General features: G+C 68.7%; 16 protein-coding genes. 11 read left to right on the top strand and 5 right to left on the bottom strand.

The genetic code is table 11. The features are described from left to right. Window positions 1-86: 86 nt before the first annotated feature. Window positions 87-920: an alpha/beta fold hydrolase gene (locus ACQEVO_RS27790; RefSeq protein ID WP_432919127.1), complete on the bottom strand. Its 834-nt coding sequence runs from the start codon at window positions 918-920 to the stop codon at window positions 87-89. 143 nt (window positions 921-1,063) lie between these two features. On the opposite strand from ACQEVO_RS27790, the gene ACQEVO_RS27785 reads away from it, so the two are divergent. The 4 genes from ACQEVO_RS27785 (at window position 1,064) to ACQEVO_RS27770 (ending at window position 5,432) form a co-directional block, all read left to right on the top strand. Beyond that, on the top strand, window positions 1,064-1,234 hold the full coding sequence (locus ACQEVO_RS27785) for a hypothetical protein (RefSeq protein ID WP_168165630.1): 171 nt from the start codon (window positions 1,064-1,066) through the stop codon (window positions 1,232-1,234). 231 nt (window positions 1,235-1,465) lie between these two features. Further along, the gene (locus ACQEVO_RS27780) at window positions 1,466-3,094 is read left to right on the top strand and encodes an alpha,alpha-trehalose-phosphate synthase (UDP-forming) (RefSeq protein ID WP_432923060.1); all 1,629 of its coding nucleotides are present in this window, start codon (window positions 1,466-1,468) and stop codon (window positions 3,092-3,094) included. A gap of 101 nt (window positions 3,095-3,195) precedes the next feature. After that, window positions 3,196-3,921 (top strand): response regulator transcription factor, encoded by a 726-nt coding sequence (locus ACQEVO_RS27775; protein ID WP_432919123.1) that lies wholly within the window; start codon window positions 3,196-3,198, stop codon window positions 3,919-3,921. 59 nt (window positions 3,922-3,980) lie between these two features. Further along, a complete protein-coding gene (locus ACQEVO_RS27770; RefSeq protein WP_432923056.1) occupies window positions 3,981-5,432 on the top strand; it encodes a sensor histidine kinase in 1,452 nt (483 codons plus the stop codon). Window positions 5,433-5,656: 224 nt separating this feature from the next. Here the strand turns inward: ACQEVO_RS27770 and ACQEVO_RS27765 are convergent, their stop codons facing one another. Both ACQEVO_RS27765 and ACQEVO_RS27760 read right to left on the bottom strand, forming a co-directional pair. Next, window positions 5,657-6,082 (bottom strand): HIT family protein, encoded by a 426-nt coding sequence (locus ACQEVO_RS27765; protein ID WP_432919120.1) that lies wholly within the window; start codon window positions 6,080-6,082, stop codon window positions 5,657-5,659. Window positions 6,083-6,130: 48 nt separating this feature from the next. Then, complete coding sequence (locus ACQEVO_RS27760; protein WP_432919117.1) at window positions 6,131-6,508, bottom strand: PH domain-containing protein; 378 nt, start codon at window positions 6,506-6,508, stop codon at window positions 6,131-6,133. A 254-nt stretch (window positions 6,509-6,762) separates the two neighbouring features. Between ACQEVO_RS27760 and purD the strand changes: the two genes are divergently transcribed. After that, a complete protein-coding gene (purD, locus tag ACQEVO_RS27755; RefSeq protein ID WP_432919114.1) occupies window positions 6,763-8,034 on the top strand; it encodes a phosphoribosylamine--glycine ligase in 1,272 nt (423 codons plus the stop codon). A gap of 43 nt (window positions 8,035-8,077) precedes the next feature. Here the strand turns inward: purD and ACQEVO_RS27750 are convergent, their stop codons facing one another. Together ACQEVO_RS27750 and ACQEVO_RS27745 are read right to left on the bottom strand one after the other, a co-directional pair. After that, complete coding sequence (locus ACQEVO_RS27750) at window positions 8,078-8,626, bottom strand: transglycosylase SLT domain-containing protein (RefSeq protein ID WP_432919111.1); 549 nt, start codon at window positions 8,624-8,626, stop codon at window positions 8,078-8,080. Between the two features lie 407 nt (window positions 8,627-9,033). Further along, on the bottom strand, window positions 9,034-9,990 hold the full coding sequence (locus tag ACQEVO_RS27745) for a M23 family metallopeptidase (RefSeq protein WP_432919108.1): 957 nt from the start codon (window positions 9,988-9,990) through the stop codon (window positions 9,034-9,036). A 501-nt stretch (window positions 9,991-10,491) separates the two neighbouring features. On the opposite strand from ACQEVO_RS27745, the gene ACQEVO_RS27740 reads away from it, so the two are divergent. From ACQEVO_RS27740 to ACQEVO_RS27715, 6 genes are all read left to right on the top strand, one after another. Continuing rightward, window positions 10,492-11,655 (top strand): pyridoxal phosphate-dependent aminotransferase, encoded by a 1,164-nt coding sequence (locus tag ACQEVO_RS27740; protein WP_432919105.1) that lies wholly within the window; start codon window positions 10,492-10,494, stop codon window positions 11,653-11,655. A 136-nt stretch (window positions 11,656-11,791) separates the two neighbouring features. Then, window positions 11,792-12,430: a TetR/AcrR family transcriptional regulator gene (locus ACQEVO_RS27735; protein ID WP_432919102.1), complete on the top strand. Its 639-nt coding sequence runs from the start codon at window positions 11,792-11,794 to the stop codon at window positions 12,428-12,430. A 6-nt stretch (window positions 12,431-12,436) separates the two neighbouring features. After that, window positions 12,437-13,864, top strand: coding sequence for an adenylosuccinate lyase (gene purB, locus ACQEVO_RS27730; RefSeq protein ID WP_432919099.1), 1,428 nt, complete (start codon window positions 12,437-12,439; stop codon window positions 13,862-13,864). 46 nt (window positions 13,865-13,910) lie between these two features. Further along, window positions 13,911-14,342, top strand: a complete 432-nt coding sequence (locus ACQEVO_RS27725; protein WP_432919095.1) for an HIT family protein — start codon at window positions 13,911-13,913, stop codon at window positions 14,340-14,342. Window positions 14,343-14,601: 259 nt separating this feature from the next. Further along, window positions 14,602-15,534, top strand: coding sequence for an alpha/beta hydrolase (locus ACQEVO_RS27720; protein ID WP_432923052.1), 933 nt, complete (start codon window positions 14,602-14,604; stop codon window positions 15,532-15,534). A 57-nt stretch (window positions 15,535-15,591) separates the two neighbouring features. After that, window positions 15,592-17,757 (top strand): S9 family peptidase, encoded by a 2,166-nt coding sequence (locus ACQEVO_RS27715; RefSeq protein WP_432919092.1) that lies wholly within the window; start codon window positions 15,592-15,594, stop codon window positions 17,755-17,757. Window positions 17,758-17,840: the final 83 nt, after the last annotated feature.

Below are 17,840 nucleotides of genomic sequence, written 5' to 3'. Positions count from 1 at the left end.
GCAGGGAGGCGGGCCTCCGGCTGCCGTGTCGCGAACCCAACGATGTGTCGACCCTAGCAAGGCCGGCGTTAACTGTGGGTTCCCCCTCAGGCGGCGAAGAAGTCCAGCAGGATCTTGTTCACCGTATCCGGACGCTCGAGATAGCCGTAGTGGCCGGCGTCCGGAACCTCCTGGTAGCGCCCGCCGGGGATGGTTTCGGCAACCTCCCGGGAAAGATACGGGGGGATCATCCGGTCGTCGGCGAAGCCCACCGCCAGGCATGGCACCCGGATCGCCCGGTAGGCCTGCACCCGGTTGAATTCGTGGTCCATCCGGCGCTGGGCGCGGATACCGGGGGTGGCCGGTCCGCCCGTGAATTCGAACAGGTCCAGCCAGTCGCGGGCCGCGTTCGGATCGGCCATGGTGGCGGGGGAGAGATTCATCACCGCGGTGACGGCGGCCTCGTACTTGGGCGGCAGTTTCACGCCGCTCTCGTCGAGGTCGTGCTCACCCAGCGACAAAGTCTTCTGGAACTGGTCCATGCGGGCGTGTCCGGCCAGGAACACGGCCTTGCGTACCAGTTCGGGCCGGGCCAGCGCGAGTTCCTGCGCCACCCGGGCGCCCATCGAGGTACCGGCGACCAGCGCCGGGCCCTCGTCCAGGAACTCGATCAGGCCCGCCGTATCGGCCACCAGCTCCTCGATGGTCATCCCGTCGGCGGCCTCGTAGGACGGCGCGATACCCCGGTTGTCGAACGTGCAGACCCGGTATCCGGCGGCGACCAGCGCAGGAACCTGATGGAGTTCCCACACCCGGCCCGGACTGCCGGTGCCCATGATCAGCACGACCAGCGGGCCGCCGCCCTTCACATCGGTGCCCTTGGAACGGTCTCCTTTGATCTGATAGTTGAGCGATATTCCGTTCACCGCGGCCAACGGCATGCTGACGGCCCCTTCCTGATCGTTTCCGCTGCCCACGGTATAGCCATCCGGGTGCCGTTGTGTTACGGCGGGCGCAGCGACCGTTTCGTGGGACAGATACCATTGACATTTCACATACCAGTGCACCTGCCGGGAGGATTGAGATGGCCACGAAGAGCAGCGCCAACGGTATCGCCGACGATGAACTCGAACCCCTCGCCGACGAGACCGCTCGTCAGGCGCAGCGGGTCGTGGCCGCCTACGCCGCCGATGCCGACGAATGCCGGATGCTCCTGTCGATGCTGGGTATCGGCCCGGGGGCCCGCACCGAATAAGCTGAGTCTCTAACCGCATGACCGAGCGCCTGGTCACGCAAGCTACCGCCTCCGGGCGCTGACGGTCGTGTGGGCCGCCGGCGCCAACGGCGACGTCCGCGGATCCGCAAAACTACCCGGTATGAGCGGTCGGGCCCGAAGGCGGCAGCGGAGCGTAACCACGCAGGGCCCCCGCTCATACCCCATATACGCGGCGTACTGCGCCGCGCGAAGGATGCGTGAGTGGACCAGATGACAGACCAGCCGTCCAGCGATTCCACCCCTCGGGACGAAACCGGCGTATCCACGGGCCTACCCGGTGACCACAACGGTTCCGGCCCGGCTTCCGGACCGATAGATCTGGTGGAGGCCCAGCCCGAAGCGGTGGACGCCGAACCCCTGCGCGAACGCGGGGCCGGATCCGGGTTCGTCGTCGTGGCCAACCGGCTCCCGGTGGACCTGGAGAAACTGCCCGACGGAACCACCCGCTGGAAGCGCAGCCCCGGCGGCCTGGTCACGGCACTGGAACCGGTGTTGCGCAGCAACCGGGGCGCCTGGGTGGGGTGGGCCGGCGTTCCCGATGTCGAAGTCGACCCCATTGTCGAAGACGGGCTGGAACTGCATCCGGTGCCGCTGTCGGCGCAGGAGGTCGCCGACTACTACGAGGGTTTCTCCAACGCGACGCTGTGGCCGCTCTACCACGACGTCATCGTCCGCCCGGAGTACAACCGCGCCTGGTGGTCGGCGTATGTGCAGGTGAACCGCCGTTTCGCCGAGGAGACCGCGAAGGTCGCCGCCGAGGGCGCGACGGTCTGGGTCCAGGACTATCAGCTGCAACTGGTGCCCAAGATGCTGCGCATGCTGCGGCCGGACCTCACCATCGGATTCTTCCTGCACATCCCGTTCCCGCCGGTCGAACTGTTCATGCAGATGCCGTGGCGTACCGAAATCGTGGAAGGTCTGCTGGGGGCGGATCTGATCGGTTTCCATCTGCCGGGCGGTGCCCAGAACTTCCTGTACCTGGCGCGCCGGCTGGCCGGCCAGCCCACCTCGCGCGGCACGGTCGGGGTGCGGTCGAAGATGGGGGTGGTGCAGGTCGGGTTCCGGACGGTCCGGGTGGGCGCCTTCCCGATCTCGATCGATTCGGCCGGGCTGGACGAGCATTCGCGGCGCCGGTCGGTGCGTGAGCGGGCCGCCCGGATTCGCGCGGAACTCGGCAGCCCCAAGTATGTCCTGCTGGGGGTCGACCGGCTCGACTACACCAAGGGCATCGATATCCGGCTCAGCGCACTGGAGGAACTCCTCGCCGAGGGTCGGATCGACCCGGCCGACACCGTGATGGTGCAGTTGGCCACGCCGAGCCGGGAGCGGGTCGAGAGCTATATCCAGATGCGCGGCGATATCGAACGCCAGGTCGGCCGCATCAACGGTGAATTCGCCCGGGTCGGCTACCCGGTGGTGCACTATCTGCACCGCCCGATCGCCCGCGAGGAACTCATCGCCTTCTTCGTCGCCGCCGACGTCATGCTGGTGACCCCGTTGCGCGACGGTATGAACCTGGTGGCCAAGGAGTACGTGGCCTGCCACAGCGGCCTCAACGGCACCCTGGTGCTGAGCGAGTTCACCGGCGCCGCCGCCGAGCTCCGCCAGTCCTACCTGTGCAACCCGCACGATCTGGACAGCGTGAAGGACGCCATCGTCTCCGCCCTCACCGACGACCGCGAAACCCGCCGCCGCCGAATGCGCGCCCTGCGCCGCCAGGTCCTCGCCCACGACGTCGACCGCTGGGCCCGCGCCTTCCTCGACGCCCTCGCCAAGGGCCAGGTAGCCGGCAAAGCCCTCGTCTCGGAGTCGGACTCGGACGAGGAATACCCCGAGTAGGCCGCGAGGGCCCAGGGGGCCGAAACCTGCGCGCCGACAGGCACAGCGTGTTCACAGGGAGTGCGCAGGGCCTTACCAGGGCGGTGGGCCACGATGGGGTCATGAGTGGTGCGCCGGATACAGCGCCGGAAGCCCGGGTGCTGGTGGTCGATGACGAGGCCATGATCGTCGAGCTGCTGACCGTGAGTTTGCGGTTCCAGGGGTTCGAGGTGGCCTCGGCGTCGGATGGGGCGCAGGCGCTGGATGTGGCCCGGGGTTTCCGGCCGGACGCGCTGATCGTCGATGTGATGATGCCGGGCATGGACGGGTTCGGGCTGCTGCGGCGGTTGCGGGCCGACGGGGTCGATGCGCCCGTGCTGTTCCTGACCGCCCGCGACGATGTGCAGGACAAGGTCACCGGGCTCACCCTGGGCGCCGACGATTACGTCACCAAGCCGTTCAGCCTGGAAGAGGTGGTGGCCCGGCTGCGGGTGATCCTGCGGCGCTCGGGTGCGGCCGCGCCCGAGCGGGAGCGGTCGCGGATCCGGTTCGCCGATATCGAACTCGACGACGACACCCATGAGGTGTTCAAGGCCGGTGAGCCGGTGGCGCTGTCGCCGACCGAGTTCACGCTGCTGCGGTATTTCATGGTGAACGCGGGGACCGTGCTGAGCAAACCGCGGATTTTGGACCATGTGTGGCGTTACGACTTCGGTGGCGAGGTCGGGGTGGTGGAGACGTATGTGTCCTATCTGCGCAAGAAGGTCGACACCGGGCCGCAGCGGCTTATCCATACGCTGCGCGGGGTCGGGTATGTGATGCGGGAATCGCCCGCGGGCCGGACGTGAGTGGCGGCCGCGCCTCGGCGGATCGCCGGCTCGGCGGCCTGACCGGGCGGTTCGCGGCGATGCCGTTGCGGGTGACGCTGGTGCTGGCGCTGGTCGCGCTCGCCGCGGTGGGGCTGCTGGCCTCGGGCGTGGCGGTGACGTCGGCCCTGCGGAACGCGCTGATCGACCGGGTCGATCAGCAGCTCGACGAGGCGGCGCACGGCTGGGCCCGCCCCGGCGGCCCGCGACCGCCGATTCCGCTGCCGGGTGAGCCGGGACGGGAACGGCCGCCCGTGAAGTTCTATACGCGGGTCCAGGACTCCGGCGGCCGGATGTTCCTGCAGGACGATCGCAACGGTGCCCCCGATCTGCCCGACGATCTGCGGCCCGGCACGTTCACCACCGGATCCACCGGAGGTGATTCCGGTGAGTGGCGGGTCAAGTACACCGAGAACGCCCAGGGCACCAGCCTGGTCGCGCTGCGGCTGGACGAGACCGAGGCGATCGTCGAGCGGCTGATCGTGCTGCAATTGGTGATCGGCGTGGTGGTGCTGGCGGCGCTGGCGGTGGCGGCGTATTTCGTGATCCGGCGTAGTCTGCGCCGGTTGGAGCAGGTGGAGGAGATCGCCGCCGATATCGCGGCCGGTGATCTGCACCGGCGGGTGCCGATGCGCCCGACGAATACCGAGGTGGATCGGCTGGCCCGATCGTTGAACACCATGCTCGCGCAGATCCAGCGCGGTTTCGCGGCGACCGAGGCGTCGGAGGAGGCGGCCCGGCGGTCGGAGGAGAAGATGCGCCGATTCGTCGCGGATGCCAGTCATGAACTGCGTACCCCGCTGACCACGATCAAGGGGTTCGCCGAGTTGTACCGGCAGGGTGCCACCGGTGATACCGATATGCTGCTCGACCGCATCGAGCGGGAATCCAAGCGGATGGGTCTGCTGGTCGAGGATCTGCTGATGCTGGCCCGGCTGGATGCCGAACGCCCGGTGGAGTATGCCCCGGTCGATCTGCTGGCACTGGCCAGCGATGCCGTGCACAGTGCCCGGGCAGTGGCCGCTACGCAGGGCAATACGGATACCCGGTCCATCGGGTTGGAGGTCCGGCCGGGTTCCGGGACGGCCGAGGTTCCCGGGGACGCCGCCAGGCTGCGGCAGGTGCTGGCGAATCTGCTGAACAACGCGCTGGTCCACACACCGCCGGACGCGGCGGTGACGGTGCGGCTCACGCCCCGCGCGGACGAAGTGCTGCTGGAGGTGGCCGATACCGGGCCGGGGATGGTGCGGGAGCAGGCCGAGCGGGTATTCGAACGGTTCTATCGCGTCGATGATTCGCGGAGCCGGGGCAGTGGTGGGTCCGGGCTCGGGTTGTCGATCGTGCAAGCACTGGTGGCGGCACACGGCGGCACGGTGGAAGTGGACAGTGTGCCGGGCCGGGGCACCACGTTCATGGTCCGGCTGCCGCGCACGTGGCCCACGGCGGGTGGCGGTGCGGGCGGGTCCGACGCCGATCGGCCCGGCGGAGACTAGCGGTCGGGCCGGTCCGGTCGGCCGGGCGGAGTTCGGCGGTCGAGCCGGCCGACCGGCCGGGCACAGCGGTGCGGCCGGGGCCCGACGATGCCCGTTCGCCGGTACCGCGATCCGGGTGCCGGTCACAGCCCGCGGCCTGCGAGCGTGGAGGTTTGCCGGCCGGCGTTTCGACCCTGCTCCACCGGTGTGGAGGGTCGCGATCGTCCACACCGGGGCGGGCGCTGTCAGGCGGGGACGTTCGCGCCGTAACCGAGGTCGCGCAGCGCGGCCTGGATCTTGTTCTGCGCGTCGTCGAGCGATTCCGGGGACGGGTTCGGATCGGCGCCGGAGATATCGAAGTTGCCCATGGTGTAGGCCGGGAAGACGTGTACGTGCAGGTGGGGAACCTCGAGTCCGGCGATCAGCAGCCCGGCGCGGGGCGCATCGAAGGCTGCCCGCACGGCCTGCCCGATCTTCTGCGCCACCCCGTTGATGCGGGCGAAGACTTCGGGTTCGACGTCCTGCCACTGGTCGATTTCCTTGCGGGGGACCACCAGGGTGTGGCCGGGAGTCACCGGCGCGATGGTGAGGAAGCCGACGAATTCGTCGTCCTCCCAGACGAACCGGCCCGGCAGATCCCCGGCGATGATCGCACTGAAAACAGAAGCCATGGGATGAGCTTATGACCGGCTGCCGCCCGCCGGGTGGGGCCGGGTGCGCTACACGCCGACGAAATGGGACAGGATGCCCTGAACCTCGTAGATATCGACCTGCCGGTTGAATCGCTTCTGCAGCGGGGTGTCGGTGCCGGCGATCCACACCAGCAGTTCGGCGTCCAGGTCGAAGGTGCCGGCCGTTTCCACCGCGAAATGGGTGATCGCGCGGTACGGGATGCTGTGGTAGCTCACTTTCCGGCCGGACAGGCCCTGTTTGTCGACGAGGATGAGCCGCCGGTTGGTGAACAGCATCGCGTCGCGGACCAGCAGGTAGGCCGAGTAGATCTGTTCGCCGTTACCCAGTAGCCGCTCGTATTCCTGTTGGGCCGCGGCGGGTTCCATCCGCCCGGCATTGCCCATGATCCCGTCCATCAGACCCATGACGTCCGTCCTCTGCTCGCGCGCGCTTGCCCTGGCGGGCCGGTGCGCGAAAAACCCACCCGCTACGGGTGTTTCACACACCATCATCCACATGCCGGCCGGGTCGAGCCGAGGTCGCGGTGAATCCGCTGGTACGGGCTGGGCCGGGGCCGTGCGGGCCACCCGGCCGGGTGGCGGGAACGGAAGGAGCGCGGAGGCTCGGGACAAGGTCCGGCCGCCGCGTCCGGCCACCGGGCACGTTCTAAGCTGTCCGGGTGCGAGTACTCGTCATCGGTTCCGGAGCCCGTGAACACGCCCTCGTCCTTGCGCTGCGCCGTGACCCGGCGGTGAGCGCACTCGTCGCGGCACCGGGCAATGCCGGTATCGCACAGCACGCGCAGGTGCTGCCGGTGGACGCCGGGTCGGCCGAGGCCGTGGCCGCGCTGGCGCGGCAGGTGGCCGCCGATCTGGTGGTGATCGGGCCGGAGGTGCCGCTGGTACTGGGTGTTGCCGACGCCGTGCGGGCGGCGGGGATCGCGTGTTTCGGGCCGTCGGCGGATGCGGCCCGTATCGAGGGGTCGAAAGCGTTCGCCAAGGATGTGATGGCCGCGGCCGGGGTGCGTACCGCGCACAGCGAAGTCGTGGACACGCCCGCCGAACTGGATGCCGCGCTGGACCGTTTCGGCCCCACCTGGGTGGTGAAGGACGACGGCTTGGCCGCGGGTAAGGGCGTAGTGGTCACCGCGGACCGGCTGGCCGCGCGTGATCATGCCGCCGAACTGCTCGAACAGGGGCATCCGGTACTGCTGGAATCGTTCCTGGACGGCCCGGAGGTTTCGCTGTTCTGCCTGGTCGACGGGGAGACCGTGGTACCGCTGTTGCCGGCGCAGGATCACAAGCGGGTGGGCGACGGGGATACCGGGCCCAACACCGGGGGGATGGGCGCTTATACGCCGCTGCCGTGGCTGCCGGAGGGGATGGCCGAGCAGATCGTCGACGAAGTGGTGGCCCCGGTGGCCGCCGAAATGGTCCGGCGCGGAAGCCCTTTCAGTGGGTTGCTGTACGCGGGGCTGGCGATCGGCGCGGCCGGTCCGGCGGTGGTGGAATTCAACTGCCGGTTCGGCGATCCGGAAACCCAGGCCGTGCTTTCCCTGCTGGAGAGTCCACTCGGTGAGCTGCTGTACGCCACCGCGACCGGAACCCTGGCCGAGGTCCCCGCACCGCGCTGGCGCGACGGGGCGGCGGTCACCGTGGTGCTGGCCGCGGAGAATTATCCGGGACGGCCGCGCACCGGCGATGTGATCACCGGCGCGAGCGATGCCGCGACCGACGATCCGGCCACGGTCCTGCACGCCGGAACGGCGCTGCGGGAAGACGGCGCGCTGGTGTCGGCGGGCGGCCGGGTGCTGAGCATCGTCGGCACGGGCGCGGATCTGACGGCCGCGCGGGAAGCCGCCTACGACCGGCTCGCCGGCGTGAAACTGCCCGGAAGCCATTACCGTTCGGATATCGGGCTGGCCGCGGTCGAGGGCCGGATCCGGCTCTGAACGGTTGTCCGGCGCGACGGGCCGCGCCGGACAACCGGCGGGATCAGTACGCGCCGAAGACGTTATCGATGGAGCCGTAGCGGTGGGCGGCGTAATTGCACGCCGCGGCGATATTGGCGACCGGGTCGTAGATATCCCACGAGGTGCCTTCCACGTGGTAGGCGGCGAAGGTGGGATCGATGACCTGCATCAGGCCCTTGGATGGGATACCGGCCGCGGCATTGGAATCCCAGAGGTTGATCGCCCGCGGATCGCCGCCGGATTCCCGCATGGCGTTGCGGTGGATGCCTTCGTAGCTGCCCGGGATGCCGTGCTGTCCGAGGACCTGCAGCGCATTGCGGATCCACCCGTCGAGGTTGTCCGGATAGCTCGGCTGGAACAGATGCGGCAGCGGCTGCGGTAGCGGCTGGACGAACTGCTGGAGCTGGTCCTGCTGTGGCTGGGGCAGTTGCTGCTGCCACTGCTGCAGCTGCTGCGCGGGGCCCTGCAGTTCCGCGGGTACGCCGGCGACGGGGGTTTCCGCCCAGGCTTGTGTGGGGACCGCGAGAGCGGCGGCGACAACGGTCAGAGGCAACAGTTTTCGTAAACGCATAACGAACTCCGGCAGCGCGGGATCACCACGCCGCCGGGTGGTGTTCGCCGGCGCCGTTATTGCGCTGTTTCTTTTGTGTGGCGTGGGTTGTGGAATCTCTGGGATTCAGTTGTCCGCGGCCAGTGACGCGGTGCGCCTGCTGCCGGGCGGGGCCGGCCGAGGCGTCGCGGTGGGATCCCTCGACGAATCCGGTGCCGCGCGATATTCAGACTTGCGGTCTGTTTTCTGGCGAATCACAGACTGATTGCGAAACATTAACAAAGAGTGAACAGATAGATAACGGACGGTTCTATTCTGCTGAGAGAAATCGATGTAGCAGCTGTTTCTGCGATATCGATCACACGGTGTGGCGATCTGAGTGGCGTATCGAGTCGGCAACTGTCTATTTGCCGGAAATGCTCGACCGATCAGCCGTAAGAGAGTCCGTGGAATGCGAGCCAGCGCTGCGGGTCCACATGACGGCCGTCCATGATGATCTCGAAATGCAGATGTGGACCCGTGGAATCGCCGCGATTGCCCATTCGGGCTATCTGCATACCGGCGGGGACCCGTTCGCCCACCGAAACGAAGAAGTCGTACATATGGCCGTAGACGGAGATGGTGCCGTCGTCGTGCCGGATCCGCACCCACAGGCCGAAACCCGCGGCCGGGCCGGCGTCGATCACCGTGCCGGCGGCGACGGCGTAGATCGGGGTGCCGATGGGTCCGGCGATATCGATACCGCGGTGGAAAGTGCCCCAGCGGCTGCCGAAACCGGAGGTGAACGTGCCGGGGGCCGGCAGTACGACACCGCCGGGTCCGGGTGGGACGGCGCCGGGCGGTAGTGCCCCTTCGGGGGCGGGCGCGCTGTTGATCCAGGGTTGCTCCTGCCCCGCCGCCGCGGCCGCGGCCTCGGCTTTCGCGCGCTCCAGGGTCGCGCGGGCGGCGGCCGCGACCACTGCCTGCTCCCGGAGGCGTTCGCCGTTGTCGATGGCATCGAGATAGCGGCGGACCGAGGGCACCGGTGTGGACAACTGCAGTGGATGAGCGAGGGCGACCCGGTACGCGATTCCCGGGGCGGGCGAGTGCTCGGCCACCAGGAGCCCCGCGGACGCGTCCCCGGTGGCCAGCAACAAGGTGAGTCCGAGCCCGCCGAGGAGGAAGCGGTGCCGGCGCGCGAGATCGGCGAGCTCGCGCCGCGACGGCCGGCGGTCGAGCAGTTCGACGAGTTCCGCACGGGTCGGGATACGGCCGGGCAGCGCGGCGACCTGCCGGCGTATCCCGCCGTATCCGCTGTTCAACCGCTGCCGGAGCGGTCGGCGGGCGGCCTCGGCGCGGGCGGCTCTTTCCCGCCAGCCGGGCGTGATGATCCGGCCGCCGCTCACCGTAACCGCACGTTGCAGGAGCGTTCGCTGGTCGGGAATGTCTGCGCCGAGCGCGGGGCCCGCGGAGGTAGCCGGCTCGTCGGCGGCGGGCCGGCTATCGGGCGCCGGGGTGCCGGGCGCAGCGCCCGGGCCGGCGTTCGAGATAGCCGCGCCGGGCTCCTCTCGTGCCGGGACCGCTGGGCACGGCGGCTCCGGGGTGCCGCGCTCTTTTGGTGGTACGGGTTCGTCGGCTTCTGCGCTTGTATCGGCCGGTGCATTCGTATCGGCGCGGCCGGGCGTGCCGGAAGCGGTCGCCGGGGCCGGCCCGCGGCGGCCGGCCAGCCTCGACAGGGGGTGGACCGCCTGGGTCCAGCGACGCCGCAGGGGCCCGGGGCCGCTACCGGAAGCGGGGGATCCGGGCTCGTGCGGTGGCGGGCCGGCGGCCGGCCGGCTGGCCTTGTCGAGCATCAGAGCTGACCATAGCTGCCGAAGCGGCCGCAGCGGTGTTCTACCGTCGGTCGGGTGTCCACTGAATCTCGGCGCTCGACCATCCCACCTTTTTACGTGATGGATGTCTGGAAAGCCGCCGCCGAACGCGCCCGAACACACGGTGATGTGCTGAGCCTGGCCGCCGGCCAGCCGTCCACACCGGCTCCGGCGCCGGTGCTGCGGGCCACCAAGGCCGCAATCGATGCCGAATTATTCGGCTATACCGAGACTTTCGGCATCCGGGAGCTCCGCGAGGCGATCGCCGGGCACCATCGGCGCACCTACGGCTATCCGGTGGAACCGGACGATGTCGTGGTCACCACCGGATCGTCCGGTGCGTTCACGCTGATCTTCCTGGCGGCCTTCGACCCCGGCGATACGGTCGTGGTCGCCCGGCCGGGTTACCCGGCCTATCGCAACACGCTGACGGCACTGGGGTGTCGCGTGGTGGAACTGGACTGCCGCGCCGAAACCCGCTTTCAGCCCACCGTCGCCATGCTGGACAGCCTGCCCGAACCGCCGCGCGGCCTGATCGTGGCCAGTCCGGCCAACCCCACCGGCACCATGATCGAACCCGCCGAACTCGCCGCGGTGGCCCACTGGTGCGACGCGCACGGCACGCTGCTGATCTCCGACGAGATCTATCACGGCATCACCTACGGCGGGGAGCGCACCGCGTCGGCGTGGGAGACCTCGCGGTCGGCGGTGGTGATCGGATCGGTATCGAAATACTTCTCGATGACGGGCTGGCGGCTCGGCTGGATGCTGGCCCCCGCGTCGATCCGGCCGGCGCTGCAGCGGCTGGCATCGAATATGACGGTCTGCCCGCCCGCGATCTCGCAGTACGCGGCGGTGCACGCGTTCGACGAGGAGTCGCGCACCGAGCTGGACGGCCATGTGCGGCGGTACGCGGCCAACCGGCGGATACTGCTGGACGGCCTGCCCGAACTCGGTATCACCGACCTCGCCCCGGCCGACGGCGCGTTCTACGCATACGCCGATATCGGACATCTCACCGGTGATTCGATGGCCTGGTGCGCCGACCTGCTGGCCCATACCGGGGTGGCGGTCGCCCCGGGCCTGGATTTCGACACCGTGAACGGGAACCGGACCATCCGGCTGTCCTTCGCCGGCGCCACCGCCGATATCGAATCGGCGCTCACCCGGATGAGCGATTATCTGCACAAGCAGGCTTGACACAATCGCGCTGCCTGGCAACAACTTTGCACAGTACGACACCATTGCTGCGAGGATGCGGTAGAAACATCGATGGTTGTTTCCCCTTTCCCTCATTTGGCACGGATGTACTGATGACGACTGGCACGATGGCACGGTGATAACCGCGACGACTCCGAAAGGTGAACGGCGTCGCCAGGCGCTGGTGGCCGCGGCCGCCGAATTACTGCTCGAAGGCGGTTTCGACGCGGTGCGGCATCGTTCGGTCGCGACGCGCGCCGAACTCCCGCTGGCCTCGACGACGTACTACTTCGAATCACTCGAGGATCTGATCGCGCGGGCGGTGGAGTTCAGCGGGAACGCCGAACTCGAGGCGATGCGGCGGCGCGTCGGCGAGGTGACCCACCGCCGCCGCGGCGCGGAGGCGACCGTCGATCTGGTGCTCGACCTGCTGATCGGCCCCGACGGGGTGGACGAGGGCGCACGCGGCCGGTTGATCGCCCGCTACGAGCGCACCGTCGCCTCCGCGCGGCATCCCGAGTTACGCGAGGTCCAGCTCCGACTACGCGGGCAGCTCGACGAGCTGCTTGCCGATGTGCTGCGCCGATCCGACCGGATCGTGCGGCCCGAACAACTTCGCAGACTGGTCGCGGTGGTCGACGGCGCCGTGGTCGCCGCCCTCAGCGAATCCGATCCGCAACCCCGGCGCCTGGCCCGCGGGGCGCTGCTGGAGGTCATCGATATCGTCGCTCCCGCGACGCACCAGCCGATGGACCGGTACCGGTCACTAGACTGACCGGACGTGACCTCCGACCTGATCCCCAACGTCCTCGCCACCCGCTACGCCAGCCCGCAGCTAGTGCACCTGTGGTCTCCCGAGCACAAGATCGTGCTCGAGCGGCGGCTGTGGCTGGAGGTGTTGCGCGCCCAGTCGGAATTGGGCGTCGAGGTCCCGCCCGGGGTGGTCGAGGATTACGAGCGGGTTGTCGAACAGGTGGATCTGGCGTCGATCGCCGAACGCGAGCGGGTGACCCGCCACGATGTGAAGGCCCGGATCGAGGAATTCAACGCCCTGGCCGGCCACGAACACGTGCACAAGGGTATGACCAGCCGCGATCTCACCGAGAACGTGGAACAGCTGCAGATCCGCCTTTCCCTGGAACATATCCACGCGCACGGGGTCGCGGTGGCCGCGCGGCTCGCCGAACGCGCCGCCGAATACCAGCCCTTGGTGATGGCGGGCCGCTCGCACAATGTCGCCGCCCAGGCGACCACCCTCGGGAAACGCTTCGCCTCGGCCGCCGACGAACTGCTCATCGCCCTCACCCGGCTGCGGGAGCTGATCGAGCGCTATCCGCTGCGCGGGATCAAGGGACCGATGGGCACCTCCCAGGACATGCTGGATCTGCTCGGCGGCGATGCCGGGAAACTGGCCGCACTGGAACAGCAGGTGGCCCGCCACCTGGGCTTCGCCACCGTGCTCACCAGCGTCGGGCAGATCTATCCGCGCTCGCTGGACCACGATGTGCTCTCCGCGCTGGTCCAGATCGGTGCCGCGCAGTCGTCGCTGGCCCACACCATCCGGCTGATGGCGGGCCACGAGCTGGTCACCGAGGGTTTCCAGCCCGGGCAGGTGGGCAGCTCGGCCATGCCGCACAAGATGAACACCCGGTCGTGCGAACGGGTGAACGGGCTGCAGGTCGTGCTGCGCGGGTACGCGTCGATGGCCGCCGAACTCGCGGGCGCGCAGTGGAACGAGGGCGATGTGTTCTGCTCCGTCGTGCGCCGGGTGGCGCTGCCGGACGCGTTCTTCGCCCTCGACGGGATGACCGAGACCTTCCTGACGGTGCTCGCCGAATTCGGTGCCTACCCGGCGGTGGTCGCCCGCGAACTGGACCGCTACCTGCCGTTCCTGGCCACCACCCGCATCCTGATGGCCGCCGTCCGCGCCGGGGTCGGGCGGGAAGCGGCCCACGAGGTGATCAAGGAACACGCGGTCGCGGTGGCCCTGGCGATGCGCGAACAGGGCCGCGAACCCGATCTGCTGGACCGCCTCGCCGCCGACGACCGCCTGCCCTTGGACCGCGCCGCCCTCGACGCCGCCCTGGCGGACAAATCCGCCTTCATCGGCGCCGCCGACGCCCAGATAGCCGAGGTCGTCGCCCAGGTCGGCAAACTGACCGACGCCTACCCAGAGGCCGCCCGCTACACCCCCTCGCCGATTCTCTGAGCACTCGCCGCGCGCGACCCGAGGGCCGGCACGCCAAAATCACCCCATGGATCCTTATTCGATCTTCGCCGACATCATTGCGGGCCGGGCTCCGGCGAGCCGGGTGTACGAGGACGACGATGTGCTCGCGTTCATGGATATCCGGCCGCTGACCCCGGGGCATCTGCTGGTCGTGCCCAAGGTTCCGGCCCGCGAACTCGCCGAGCTGGACCCCGAAATCGGCGGCAAGTTGTTCCAGGTGGGACAGCGGCTGGCGGCCGCCCTGCGGGCCAGTGAGGTGGCCTGCGACGGCGTGAACTTCTTCCTGGCCGACGGCGTCACGGCAGGTCAGGAGATTTTTCACGTCCACCTGCACGTGATCCCGCGGACCCCGGGCGACGGATTCGGGTTGCGGGCGCGGCCACGGACGCCGCCGCGGGCCGATCTCGACTATCTCGCCGGCTCCATCCGGGGCGCGGTGGAGCGCGGCGCTCGATAGGCCGATTCGTTACCCGGCCTGCCCGGGCGATGGGCGGCCGGGCGGGCCCGCTGGGTGGGATTCCCAGTCGCGGAGCGGTTTCGCGGGACGGTCGGCCGGGGACACGTAAGATCGTGTCTCAATAACTTTCTGCGGTTTGCTGTTCGAATGCTGAATGCCGATGTCATGACCGGGGCATGATGGTGTGCGTTGGCCTACGCCGAGTTCTGGGTGGGGATACGGAGGTGTGGACGTGCGGTTTCATCGATTAGCTGTACTCATGCTGGGGGTGGTCGGTTTGGCCGCCGGGCTCACCGTCGCGCGGCCTGTCCCAGCGGCCGCGGCCGAGATCGTCGGAATCGACGCCCTCAGCCCGACCCGATCCGCCGTGTTCATCGCCTCGCCCGCGATGAACCAGGTCGTGCAGGTGCAGGTGCTGCATCCCGCGGGCGGTGGGTCGCGGCCCAGCTACTACCTGCTCGACGGGCTGGACCCCGGAGTCGGCCAGAGCACCTGGACCAACGCCACCGACGCCGAACCCTTCTTCCTGGGCAAGAACGTGAACGTGGTGCTGCCGGTCGGCGGGAAGGCCAGCTATTTCACCGACTGGCGCCGCCCCGACCCGAACCTCGGCCACTACAAGTGGGAAACCTTCCTCACGCAGGAACTGCCGCCGATCATCGACGCCAACTTCGGCGGGAACGGGGTGAACGCGATCGGCGGGCTGTCGATGGGCGGGCATGCGGCCTATATCCTCGCGGCCCGGCATCCCGCCCTCTACACAGCGGTCGCCGGATACAGTGCCTGCCCGGATACGGGGATGGCGACCGGGGCGGTGCAGTTCTCGATCCTCACTCGCGGCGGTAACCCCGACAATATGTGGGGTCCCGGTGGCAGCCCGGAATGGGCGGCCCACGATCCGGCGCTGATGCTGGACCGGTTACGGGGCAAGACCCTGTACCTGTCCACCGGCACCGGTCTGCCGGGCCCGCACGAGCTGGAACTGAAACCGCAGTTGCCGGAGAACATCGTGCTGGGCGGACCGATCGAGTTCGCGGTCGACACCTGCGTGATCGCCTTCGAGCGGCGGGCACGGGCGGCGGGGCTGCCGATCCGGGTGGACTACAGCCCGGTGGGGACCCATTCCTGGTCGTACTGGAACGACCATCTCCAGGCGTCCTGGCCGGTGGTCGGCCGCGCGATCGGGGCGTAGGCGCCGGAGTCGCGGTGGTTTGTCCGGGTGTCGGGCGGGGCCGCTACGGTGGGGGCCATGGCTGACAGTGCAGGTCCGATGACCGAGGCGGTGACGGCGCCGGCGGCGAAGACGGTGCCGCAGGAGCGGGTGCACCACGGCGACCGTTTCGTCGACGACTACGAGTGGCTGCGGGACAAGGAAAACGCCGAGGTCATCGCCTACTTGGAGGCCGAGAACGCCTATACCGAGGCGCAGACCGCCCATCTGGCCCCGCTGCGGGAGAAGATCTTCGACGAGATCAAATCCCGCACCCAGGAAACCGATCTGTCGGTGCCCACCCGGCTGGGCGAGTACTGGTACTACTCCCGCAGCTACGAGGGCAAACAGTACGGCGTGCAGTGCCGCTGCCCGATCGACGCGGCCGCGGCCGGTATCGACGCCTGGACCCCGCCGCAACTGGAGGCCGGTACCGAGATCCCCGGCGAGCAGGTACTGCTGGACAGCAACGAATTGGCCGAAGGGCACGATTTCTTCGCCCTCGGCGCCTTCTCGGTGAGCCACGACGGGAACCTGCTGGCCTTCTCGGTGGATACCGCCGGCGACGAGCGCTACACGCTGCGCTTCAAGGATCTGCGCACCGGTGAACTGCTCGGCGACGAAATCGCGCGGACGGCGCCCGGCGCCACCTGGTCGCTGGACGGCAGCCACGTCTTCTATCAGACGGTCGATGATTCCTGGCGGCCCGATACCGTGTGGCGGCACCGGCTGGGCACCTCGACCGAGGACGACGTCAAGGTTTTCCACGAGCCGGACGAGCGGTACTGGGTGAGTATCGGCGGCACCCGGTCGGAGAAGTACCTGATGATCTGGGTCGGTTCCAAGATCACCACCGAGGGCTGGGTGCTGGAATCCGACGATCCGACCGGTGAGTTCCGGGTGCTGCTGCCCCGGCGCGAGGGCGTCGAGTACACGGCCGAGCACGCGGTGATCGCGGGGCAGGACCGGTTCCTGATCCTGCACAACGATGTGGTCGACGGCGTGAAGGCGGAGAACTTCGTGCTGGCCGAGGCGCCCGCCGACGATCCCACGCAATTGCGCACCCTCATCGGCCACCGTGACGATGTGCGGCTCGAGGATGTCGACGCGTTCGCCGGCCAGCTGGTGCTCAGCTACCGCCGGGAGGCGCTGCCGCGGGTCGCGGTGTGGCCGCTCGGCCCGGACGGGTACGGCGAATTGCGGGAAATCGAGTTCGATCTCGAGCTCTACAGCGCCGGACTCGGCTCGTGCCCGGAATGGGACCAGCCGACGCTGCGGGTGGGGCTGACCTCGTTCATCACCCCCACCCAGGTGTTCGACTATGTGGTGGCGACCGGCGAACTGCTGCTGCGCAAGGAACAGCCCGTGCTCGGCGGCTACGACCCCGGAGACTATGTGCAACACCGGGATTGGGCGGTGGCCGAGGACGGCACCCGGATCCCGATCTCCGTCGTAGCCCGCCGCGATACGGATTCGAGCACCGGCCCGAAACCGTTGCTGCTCTACGGTTACGGCTCCTACGAGGCCAGTATGGACCCCGGATTCTCGGTATCGCGGCTGTCGCTCCTGGATCGCGGAATGGTTTTCGCCATCGCCCACGTGCGCGGCGGCGGCGAAATGGGCCGGCTGTGGTACGAGAACGGCAAAACCCTCACCAAGAAGAACACCTTCACCGATTTCGTCGCGTGCGCACGGCATCTCATCGACAACGGCACCACGGCCGCCGATCGGATGATCGCCGACGGCGGTAGCGCGGGCGGACTGCTGGTGGGCGCCGTGGCGAATATGGCGCCGGAACTCTTCGCCGGGATCCTGGCGAATGTCCCGTTCGTCGACCCGCTGACCTCCATCCTCGACCCGTCGCTGCCGCTCACCGTCATCGAATGGGACGAGTGGGGAAACCCGTTGGCGGACAAGGATGTCTACGACTACATGAAGTCGTATTCGCCCTACGAGAACGTGGTGGCGCAGGACTATCCGGCCATTCTCGCGATCACCAGCATCAACGACACGAGGGTGCTGTACGTGGAACCGGCGAAATGGGTCGCGAAACTGCGAGCCACCAAGACCGGCGACGCGCCGCTGCTGCTCAAAACCGAGATGAGCGCGGGCCACGGCGGAGTCAGCGGGCGCTACGAGAAGTGGCGTGAGGTCGCGTTCGAGTACGCCTGGGTGCTGGATACGGTCGGGGCAGGGGACCGGTAGCCGGCGGGGGCGCCCGGCAACCCGGGCGCCCCGCACATCGGGCAGCTGCGGCCGGGCACGCGCGAGTGGTCTGTTGCCTCGCC

Source organism: Nocardia sp. CA-290969, assembly GCF_050936135.1.
Lineage (GTDB): Bacteria > Actinomycetota > Actinomycetes > Mycobacteriales > Mycobacteriaceae > Nocardia.
This window is presented reverse-complemented; position numbering and strand designations above follow the sequence as displayed.